This is a genomic window from Aerosakkonema funiforme FACHB-1375 (assembly GCF_014696265.1).
Lineage (GTDB): Bacteria > Cyanobacteriota > Cyanobacteriia > Cyanobacteriales > Aerosakkonemataceae > Aerosakkonema > Aerosakkonema funiforme_A.
Window position 1 is genome coordinate 1 of sequence record NZ_JACJPW010000190.1, and the last position, 9,982, is coordinate 9,982.

The window sequence follows — 9,982 nt, forward strand, 5'->3', positions numbered from 1 at the left end:
TAATTGTGCCGATGCACGATATGCCTACGGCACGCTGTGCGAAGGCACTCCTGCAAGTGCCTTAACAAAAGTTCATACAGTGTCGATTACTTTTGTCCGACTACTTATTACTCAAGTTAGTGCCACTCAAGCTTATGCCATTGAAAGATTTGCCATTTACTATTTTGCTAAGTAAGGTTGTTGTATCCATTTTAACTTTCCTATAAATTTGTTAAAAGTTGTGGTATAAGTTTACACGGTAAAGGTGAAAAAATTGTGAAGATGAGACCTCACGAATACCCAACCTTTAAGCATCTGTAAATTACAGGTACAACAACTCAGTAAGAGGAAAATTTATTCTTATAGGCTGTGCAAGTAAAATAATATTTATTCATCGCTATTAATGGGTAATCTATGCCAGATGGTATGATTTTTATAAAAATGTATTAAATTGCGGATACAAGCAAAAAAGAAAGGAAAGTATGACAGCCAATAGCCACGAATTGTCGCTGTATTTTTGCTTTTGAAAGTATAAAAATAGCGGTGTGCGATCGCACTAACCGCCAAAAACGCTGTGTGCCCAGTCAAGGAGACTAGGCACACTAGAACGGAATTTTTGGATTTCTCAAGTGTCGATCGTCAAAAACTAGGACGAAGAATGAACAGTTCATTACTAAGGTGGACAGTTATTGCAGCTTTGATATGATGGCGACCGCATTATTTTGTCTTACCAGACTGTTGGTTTGGCATTGCTCTAACAAGAGCGTTTTGCCACGAATAATCGTATGCCTTTTCTTTTGCTGCAAGTAGGTCTTTGACGGGGGACACCAGGTCTTGACCTTGTGATTTGTGTTTCTTTGGTATCCAATCTAAAATTAACACGGTTCCGATAGCCTGAGAACACCTGTTTACTTAAATTTACGATGTTTTACACTACTTAATTTTACTTAGACATCAGTAATTTGCACTCCAAAATATTCTGACGGATCTGTTAGCTGCCGACAAAGATGCCCCCGCGTCCTCAACAAAATGTAAAAATTAGAATGTTGACGACACACTTTCATACAGACCAATGGCTTCCTCTCCCCAGTACCTCAGCGGTAACGAAATTAGGCAAACATTTCTTGACTTTTTTGCCCAGCGGGGGCATAAAATCCTGCCCAGCGCTTCCCTAGTGCCAGAAGACCCCACCGTACTGCTGACTATCGCTGGGATGCTGCCATTCAAACCGATATTCCTGGGACAGAGAACAGCAGAAGTTCCCCGCGCTACCACATCCCAAAAGTGTATCCGCACCAACGATATCGAGAACGTGGGACGCACGGTCAGACACCACACCTTCTTCGAGATGCTGGGTAACTTCAGCTTTGGAGACTATTTTAAAGAACAAGCGATCGCCTGGGCGTGGGAACTGTCAACCGAAACCTTTGGACTGCCCCCAGAACGCCTCATCGTCAGCGTTTTTGAGGAAGACGACGAAGCATTTGCCATCTGGAGAGACAAAATCGGCATTCCTCCCCATCGCATCAAACGCATGGGTAAAGACGATAACTTCTGGGTGTCTGGCCCTACCGGCCCCTGCGGCCCCTGTTCGGAAATGTACTACGATTTTCACCCCGAACTCGGCGACGACAACATCGATTTAGAAGATGGCAGCCGCTTCATCGAATACTACAACCTCGTGTTCATGCAGTACAACCGGGATGTAGAAGGCAATCTGACACCACTGCAAAGCAAGAACATCGATACCGGTATGGGATTGGAGAGAATGGCGCAAATCCTCCAAAAAGTGCCGAACAACTACGAAACAGACTTGATTTTCCCAATTATCAAAACTGCCGCTGAAATTGCGGGAATCGATTACACCCAAGCTGATGAGAAAACCAAAATTTCCCTGAAAGTAATTGGCGACCACGTTCGCGCAGTCGTTCATATGATAGCCGATGAAATTCGCGCCTCGAATATCGGTCGCGGTTATGTGTTGCGGCGATTAATTCGTCGCGTTGTTCGTCACGGCAGATTAATCGGAATTGAAGGAGAATTTATCACAAAAGTAGCAGAGAGTGCGATCGCACTTTCCGAAGCAGCTTATCCCAACGTGCGCCAACGGGAAGCGCAAATCAAAGCCGAACTGCAACGGGAAGAAAACCAATTCCTCAAAACCCTCGATCGCGGCGAAAAACTGCTTGCAGAAATTATCCAAAAAGCTCTTGTGGGACAGGCGTCTCGCCTGTCATCCTCCGGGCAAGATGCCCATCCCACAACAGAAATTTCCGGACGCGACGCCTTTACCCTATACGACACCTACGGCTTCCCCTTTGAACTAACTCAAGAAATTGCCGCCGAACAAGGATTGACTGTTGATACGGCTAGCTACGAAGCAGCAATGGAAGAACAGCAAACCCGTTCTAAAGAAGCCCACGAAACCATCGACTTAACCGTACAAGGTTCGCTGGATAAACTCGCCGAACATATCCACGCAACAGAATTTTTGGGTTACACTCAACCTCTCAGCCAAAGCATTGTCGAAGTCATTCTCGTCAACGGCAAATCAGTAGAAGCAGCGGAAGCGGGAACAGACTTACAAATCGTTCTCGACAAAACACCATTCTATGCAGAATCCGGCGGACAAATAGGCGATCGCGGTTACATCACTGGCGACGGTATCGTGGTCAGAATTGAAGATGTCAAGAAAGAATCGGATTTCTTCGTTCACTTCGGACGCATCGATCGCGGTACTTTGCGCGTAGGCGATCCCGTCACCGCTCAAATCGATCGCTCTTGTCGTCGTCGCGCTCAAGCCAATCATACCGCAACTCACTTATTGCAAGCGGCATTGAAAAAAATAGTCGATGATTCCATATCGCAAGCCGGTTCGTTAGTAGCGTTCGACAGACTGCGATTTGACTTCAACAGTCCCCGTGCTTTAACATCAGAAGAGGTGCAACAAATTGAAGAACAAGTTAATACCTGGATTGCCGAAGCACACGCTGGCAAAGTGGAAGTTTTACCGCTAGCAGAAGCAAAGGCAAAAGGTGCGATCGCGATGTTCGGGGAAAAATACGGCGACGAAGTGCGCGTGTTGGACTTCCCAGGCGTTTCGATGGAACTTTGCGGCGGAACTCACGTTAGCAACACCGCTGAAATAGGCGTTTTCAAAATAATTTCTGAGTCTGGTGTAGCTGCTGGAGTGCGACGCATTGAAGCCGTAGCGGGGCCATCAGTGCTTGACTATTTGAACGTGCGCGATAAAGTAGTCAAAGAGTTGAGCGGTAACCTGAAAGCGAAACCGGAAGAATTGCCCGATCGCATCAACAACCTGCAAAACGAACTGAAGTCAACTCAAAAACAACTAGAAGCGCTCAAAGCAGAACTCGCGATCGCAAAATCCGACCAATTGCTATCTCAAGCAGAGACAGTCGGCGATGGCAAAATCCTGGTTGCACAGTTGGGAGAAGTTGACGCCGAATCCCTCAAAACAGCAGCCGAAAGATTGCAGCAAAAATTGGGCAACGCTGCTGTAGTGCTAGCGTCAGTTCCCGAACCGCAAAAAGTGAATTTTGTAGCAGTTTTTAGCCCAGAAGTCAATAAAAAAGGGTTACAAGCTGGCAAATTTATTGGTGCGATCGCGAAAATTTGTGGCGGCGGCGGTGGCGGACGACCCAACTTAGCTCAAGCAGGCGGACGCGATGCGAGTAAATTAAAAGAAGCCTTGGAAACCGCTCGCACTCAGTTGCGGGAAGGTTTGCAGGCTTAAACTCTTTTTTGTTACTCTCGATCGAGAATTATCCAAAACTTTTCTGATTTTGAAGGATTGCGGCGATAAATACGCGATTAATTTCGCCGCAATCCTTCATGCTTTTTCTGTGACTAAAATTACCAAAGAGGTATGAGCCAACCTTTTCTGCTTCAGTTAGGATTTTTGTTGTTTGCGCTTCAGAACCGAACCAGTACCAAAAGCACCCAAAGCTAGTAAACTTAATGCCGAAGCTGGTTCGGGAACAGAAGCAGTTTCAACGCCCATCACAGCAATAGCATTAACATCGAAACCATCTCTGCCAGATCCGGCTGGTGATTTGTCAATCAGTTTGACATATTTATAAGTATTATTGTTGTTGATATTGAGAGTCGCACCGAGCGGATTCTTAAAAGCATTATCAGTAATATTCTTGATAGTGCCAATATCCAGCCAATTGCTACCGTTTAAGTCATTCCCAACAAAAACCTGCACCTGCTCATCATATTGTGATTGTTGGGTGTAATTTCCCCAAGTAGTCTCCCAGAGAGTAACTTGACCCGCAAAAAGCGTTCCGAAGCTAAATATAGCTTCCCCTTTAATACCCAAACTGAGGAAATCTTTATTGCTATTATTACTTTGGTCAATTTGGGGCGCACCTAAAGCATTATCAGTATCTGTTCTATAGGCATCCATCGGCGTGCCTTTGTTATTGTAAAACTCTACTTTCGTGGCGTAGGTTAAAGTTCCTGCCAGCGAAGGTAGGGCCGCTATCGATGTAACGATGAGAGAAATGGGGAGCGCAAAGGCTGCTTTAGTTGCTATCTTCATATATGTCATCTATCCCTGGAGGTACTTAAGCTCATCCTTTAGATAGTTCAATCCTGCCACCCGGCATCTGGGAGTGCCAAGGCTTTCTCGCGCATCTTTACAAACAAAATATAGTAGAAGCTTGTCTTATAAAAATTTGATGAAGCTACAATGTCAATGCTCTGGCCCGTCAAGCGGCTGGTCGTGAGAAACTCAAATGGAACTGAGATGCTATTGTCAGTCTGGCTAAACTCAGTGCAACATGGATGGGAACAACAACGGTAATGAACATTTTTTGCCATTACCGATCTCATCACCGATTATCTCGATCGCCAACCTCATGAAACTGCGTCAAAAAACACTGCTGATTATCAGTCTAACGCTTGCGGGGCTAGTTGGAGTTTTGTATGCCACTGCATCCTTCCTCCTCATGAGGCATATCTATGAATTAGAGAAAGAGTATACTAACCAAGGCGTGAAACGAGCTTTGGATGGCTTATCCGAAGATATTGGTGACGTAGACATTGCAGTTCGTCAGTGGGGCGTGTGGGACGAAACATACTCTTTTATGGAGAATAAAAATCCCCGTTATATCAAAGTCAATCTCGGCAATCAAACTTTTTCGGATTTTAGGCTCAACGTTACTGTACTAATCGATTCTTCCGGTCAAAAAATATTCAGCAAAGCCTTTGATTTCAAGCGTAAGAAAGCTATTCCCGTACCAAAAGCGCTAGAAGAACATCTGAAGTCAGAGACGCTTCTGCTACAACACGCTAACCCAAAAAGCAACCATACCGGAATTCTTCAATTACCAGAAGGTACACTCCTAATTGCCTCTCATCCGATCGTTACCAACAAATACACAGGCCCAATTCGCGGCACCGTCGTCATGGGACGCTACCTAGATGCCGAAGAAATTAAGCGTTTAGCCGCCCTCACCCAATTATCTTTGAGCGTTTATCCTTTAAACGATACTCGGCTACCCCCCAACTTACAGGAAGTGCATTCCGAATTAACAAGTAAAGAGGAAGAAATTAAAGCCAAAACTCAGCAAGTAACAGAAAAAGATCGCAATTCACCAATTGCCAACGATAACATTGTCGTGCGACATTTAAATGATAATTCAATTGCTGGATACACATTCCTCAAAAATATTTACGGCCAACCAGTTTTACTTTTAGAAGTCAAATTACATAGGTTTCTTTACAATCAAGGAAAAACAAGTTTAATTTTTCTGCTATTCTCCTTATTGGGAGTTGGCTTCGTCTTTGGCGTCGCCAATTTACTGCTGTTAGAAAAAATGGTTTTGTTGCGGTTAGCTCGTCTCAGCGATAACGTCAAAACTATTGGCGCTACAGGCGATCTTTCCATGCGCGTATCCAGCCAAGGCAAAGATGAATTATCCACTTTGGCAACAACAATAAATTGGATGTTAGCCGCGTTAGAATCTTCTTTAAAACAACTAAAAGCAGAACAAGAAAAATCCGAGCATTTGTTACTCAATATCTTACCACAACCAATTGCCGATCGCTTGAAACAAGAAGAATCGACTATTGCCGATAACTTCCCAGAAGTAACGGTGCTATTTGCCGATATCGTTGGCTTTACTAAGCTAGCAGCTCGCACATCGCCAGTAGAACTTGTTACATTACTTAACGAAATATTCTCGGCATTCGATCGACTGGTGGAAAAACATGGGTTAGAAAAAATTAAAACTATTGGGGACGCTTATATGGTAGTTGGAGGTCTTCCCATACCTCGCCAAGACCACGCCGAAGCAATAGCCAAAATGGCCCTTGATATGCAGTTAGAAATTAAGCAATTTAATGCACTCAACAATGTAGATTTCAGTATGCGAATCGGTATCAACACTGGGCCAGTTGTCGCCGGAGTAATTGGCATCAAAAAGTTTATTTACGATTTGTGGGGTGATACTGTTAACACTGCCAGCCGCATGGAATCTCACGGTTTGTCAGGCTGTATTCAGGTGACAGAGGCGACTTACAAGTGTTTAGATGACAAGTTTGAGTTTGAAAAACGCGGCCCAATTCAGGTAAAAGGTAAAGGCGAAATGACAACTTATCTGCTTATCGGCAACAAAAATTTTGAGACAGATTAAAATTATTGCAAATTTTCAATAGCAGATTTTAGATTTGTTTTTTTGACTCTTATTGCGAAGTATTATATGCTGTTTGATGCTACTAGCTATGATGCGATATTGTGTCCTGTTACATCGGTATTATATGAGTTATGGGAAAAATTGTCTGTTGCGATCGAGGGTTAAATTTTTACCGCAGATGTAGGCAGATAAACGCAGATAAGAGAGGGATTTTTTTAGGCAATTGATGCGATTCTTTTGGGTTGATGGGGTAAAATATTAATTTTTGTTATCAATTTGGGGCATGGTGGAATAGCACTAAGATAAGCTGGAGCTAGATCCCCGAGTTCTTGAAGAAGTCGGGGATCTGGGCAACAAATTTTGCTTACTCCCTTCCCGCCGTAAGATTATCGATCGCAAGTTACCTGTTGTTCTTTTCTCCCCCACTCCCCCGCTCCCCCACTCCCCCCTAATGCAATACATATTCTTTGAGCGGAAAGGGAGTAACTTAGTGGCATTCGGGCATAGTGCGTTAGGCACCCTCTGAAAGGGAGAGGGAGAGGGAGAGGGAAAATTGTAAATGATTGACTTTTGACTTTTGCTATACTTTCTCGCTATCGGGAATTGCCTCCTCTGGGTTTGTAGTGTCAGAGCAAGTACACTTAAACTCAACAAATATGAAGCTTTCTTGGCCAAAATCCTCAAAAAAAGCCTGGATTTTTGCTTTTTGGTTTTACTTCGCCATTTTAATGAGCATATCTATCTCTGCTTACCTGAAAATTCTGCCAGTCAAATCATCGACTATCCCGTTTTACGATACGATGGGGCATTTTATCTTATTAGGTTTGGCAGCTTTTTTTGGTCATTTAGCTTTAAACAAGCGAAAAATTAATTGCGGCAATATTTTCATACCCATTGCACCACTTCTGGTAGTAATATGTTGCTTTATTGATGAGTTACTTCAGACGCTCTCGCCATACCGAACTGCCAGTGTTTCCGATTTAGCGGCTGATTTTGTTGGGATTGCGGTTTTTTATTGGCTAGCGGAACGAGTAAAATTTAAACAATCCTCAAAGGAGCAAAAAATATGAAATGTCCTGCTTGTGAAAACAACTTAACTGAAATAGTAACTGAAGCTATAACGGTGGATGTGTGTGAAGGTGGGTGTGGCGGTATTTGGTTCGATCGCTTTGAACTTCATCATGTTGACGAACCAACTGAAACTATTGATGAAATCCTGCTCAACATTCACAAAAACGAACAGATTCAGGTTGATGACGCGAAAAAGCGACATTGCCCCAGATGTCAAAACATTGTGATGATGCGCCACTATTTTAGCGTCAAAAAAGAAGTGTTGGTTGATGAATGTCCTAAGTGCGGAGGTTATTGGCTAGATGCGGGTGAATTGCCTAAAATCCGTAATGAATTTAGTTCCGAAGCAGCCAGAGAAGCGGCGGCAGACGAATATTTTTCCCAGGTGTTTAAGCAGTATGGAATAGCAAAGGAAACGAAATAAAATAAACTGGGAGTCAAGCCGCGATCGGAGCCAGTCAATAGAAAGTTAAAATAGAAGCCGATTGTAGCAAAGGGCTAAATTAGTTACTTTATGACAACTGCTGCACCAGTTAAAACTCAGTACGAAGCCGTCATCGGTTTGGAAACCCACTGTCAGCTCAGTACCGACACCAAAATTTTCTGCAATTGCTCGACCGAATTTGGGACTCCCCCAAACGAAAACGTCTGTCCGATTTGCATGGGTATGCCGGGGGTGTTGCCAGTACTGAATCAAAAGGTACTGGAGTACGCCGTCAAAGCTGGCTTAGCCCTCAACTGTCAAATTGCACCATATAGCAAATTCGATCGCAAGCAGTACTTTTACCCCGATTTACCCAAAAATTACCAAATTTCTCAGTATGACCTGCCCATTGCCCAGCACGGGTGGCTGGAAATCGAATTAGTGGACGACGCGGGTAAAGCTACCCGCAAAAAAATCGGCATTACCCGCCTGCATATGGAGGAAGATGCGGGAAAATTAGTTCACGCAGGTAGCGATCGACTTTCCGGTTCCACCTACTCTCTGGTAGACTTCAATCGTACAGGCGTACCGTTAGTAGAAATTGTCTCCGAACCTGATATCCGTTCTGGACAAGAAGCAGCCGAATACGCTCAAGAACTGCGTCGCATCCTGCGTTATCTGGGAGTCAGCGACGGTAATATGCAGGAAGGTTCGCTGCGTTGCGACGTGAATATCTCCGTGCGTCCGGTGGGAGAAACAAAATTTGGCACTAAAGTTGAAATTAAAAACATGAACTCCTTCAGTGCGATTCAAAGAGCGATCGAATACGAAATCGATCGCCAAATCGCCGCACTGGAAGCCGGAGAGCGGATACTCCAAGAAACTCGGCTGTGGGAAGAAGGTAGCCAACGCACCATCAGTATGAGGAGTAAGGAAGGTTCCAGCGACTACCGCTACTTCCCCGAACCGGATTTAGCACCCATCGAAGTTTCCGCCGAACAGTTGGACAAGTGGAAATCGGAATTGCCAGAACTCCCGGCGTCCAAACGCCACCGCTACGAAAGCGAACTGGGCCTTTCCGCTTACGATGCGCGAGTACTGACAGACGATCGCACAGTCACCGAATATTTTGAAGCCACTGTTGCTGCTGGTGCTAATTCCAAGCAAGCCGCCAACTGGGTGATGGGCGATATCACCGCCTACCTGAACAACGAAAAACTCACCATCTCCCAAATCGCCCTCAAACCCGACACTCTCGGCGAATTGATTTCCCTGATCGAAGCCGGAACGATCAGCGGTAAGATTGCCAAAGAAATTTTACCCGAATTGCTGACAAAGGGCGGTTCGGCTAAAGATCTGGTCGAAAGCAAGGGATTAACCCAAATTTCCGACTCCAGCGCCCTGGAAACCATCATCGACGAAATCTTAGCCGCAAACCCCAAAGAGTTGGAACAGTACCGTAACGGTAAAACCAAGCTGCTGGGCTTCTTTGTCGGACAAGTGATGAAGAAAACCTCCGGTCGCGCCGACCCTGTGCTGACCAACCAACTGCTGGCCCAAAAGTTGAAAGCTTAATCGCAACTTGATAAAAAGTAGCGCTGCTTTACAAAAAAAATACAAATAGGGGGTGACACCCCTCACCCCCATCCTTTTATAATGGTGTATGTAGATGCACCCTGATGATCGGGAGAGTCGTCCATCCAAGCGACTCCCCTTTTTTTTTGGGAATAGGGGCTAGGGGTTAGGGGTTAGGGGTTAGGGGCTAGGGAAGAGAGGAAAATATTCATTCTTCCATTCCCCCACTCCCCCACTCCCCCGCTCCCCCGCTCCCCCTCTTTCCCCT

Annotated in this window: 6 protein-coding genes; 5 read left to right on the plus strand and 1 reads right to left on the minus strand. The window is 44.8% G+C overall.

What is annotated here, in order from left to right:
• Positions 1 to 1,051 precede the first annotated feature (1,051 nt).
• A complete protein-coding gene (gene alaS / locus H6G03_RS35950) occupies positions 1,052 to 3,736 on the plus strand; it encodes an alanine--tRNA ligase (protein ID WP_190475517.1) in 2,685 nt (894 codons plus the stop codon).
• A gap of 156 nt (positions 3,737 to 3,892) precedes the next feature.
• Here alaS and H6G03_RS35955 read toward each other — a convergent pair whose 3' ends face one another.
• Positions 3,893 to 4,546, minus strand: a complete 654-nt coding sequence (locus H6G03_RS35955) for a PEP-CTERM sorting domain-containing protein (RefSeq protein WP_190475518.1) — start codon at positions 4,544 to 4,546, stop codon at positions 3,893 to 3,895.
• A gap of 241 nt (positions 4,547 to 4,787) precedes the next feature.
• Between H6G03_RS35955 and H6G03_RS35960 the strand changes: the two genes are divergently transcribed.
• From H6G03_RS35960 to gatB, 4 genes are all read left to right on the plus strand, one after another.
• Positions 4,788 to 6,644, plus strand: coding sequence for an adenylate/guanylate cyclase domain-containing protein (locus tag H6G03_RS35960; RefSeq protein ID WP_242057136.1), 1,857 nt, complete (start codon positions 4,788 to 4,790; stop codon positions 6,642 to 6,644).
• 728 nt (positions 6,645 to 7,372) lie between these two features.
• Complete coding sequence (locus H6G03_RS35965) at positions 7,373 to 7,714, plus strand: VanZ family protein (protein ID WP_199315649.1); 342 nt, start codon at positions 7,373 to 7,375, stop codon at positions 7,712 to 7,714.
• A complete protein-coding gene (locus H6G03_RS35970) occupies positions 7,711 to 8,139 on the plus strand; it encodes a TFIIB-type zinc ribbon-containing protein (protein WP_190475524.1) in 429 nt (142 codons plus the stop codon). The genes H6G03_RS35965 and H6G03_RS35970 overlap by 4 nt, the downstream gene beginning before the upstream one ends.
• Before the next feature lie 90 nt (positions 8,140 to 8,229).
• The gene (gatB, locus tag H6G03_RS35975) at positions 8,230 to 9,714 is read left to right on the plus strand and encodes an Asp-tRNA(Asn)/Glu-tRNA(Gln) amidotransferase subunit GatB (RefSeq protein WP_190475526.1); all 1,485 of its coding nucleotides are present in this window, start codon (positions 8,230 to 8,232) and stop codon (positions 9,712 to 9,714) included.
• Positions 9,715 to 9,982 lie beyond the last annotated feature (268 nt).

What these genes read in the sequence shown, in the direction of transcription:
- alaS (WP_190475517.1), top strand. Translation starts at nt 1,052, where the DNA reads ATGGCTTCCTCTCCCCAGTACCTCAGCGGTAACGAAATTAGGCAAACA.
- H6G03_RS35960 (WP_242057136.1), top strand. Translation starts at nt 4,788, where the DNA reads ATGGATGGGAACAACAACGGTAATGAACATTTTTTGCCATTACCGATC.
- H6G03_RS35955 (WP_190475518.1), bottom strand. Translation starts at nt 4,546, where the DNA reads ATGAAGATAGCAACTAAAGCAGCCTTTGCGCTCCCCATTTCTCTCATC.
- gatB (WP_190475526.1), top strand. Translation starts at nt 8,230, where the DNA reads ATGACAACTGCTGCACCAGTTAAAACTCAGTACGAAGCCGTCATCGGT.
- H6G03_RS35970 (WP_190475524.1), top strand. Translation starts at nt 7,711, where the DNA reads ATGAAATGTCCTGCTTGTGAAAACAACTTAACTGAAATAGTAACTGAA.
- H6G03_RS35965 (WP_199315649.1), top strand. Translation starts at nt 7,373, where the DNA reads ATGAGCATATCTATCTCTGCTTACCTGAAAATTCTGCCAGTCAAATCA.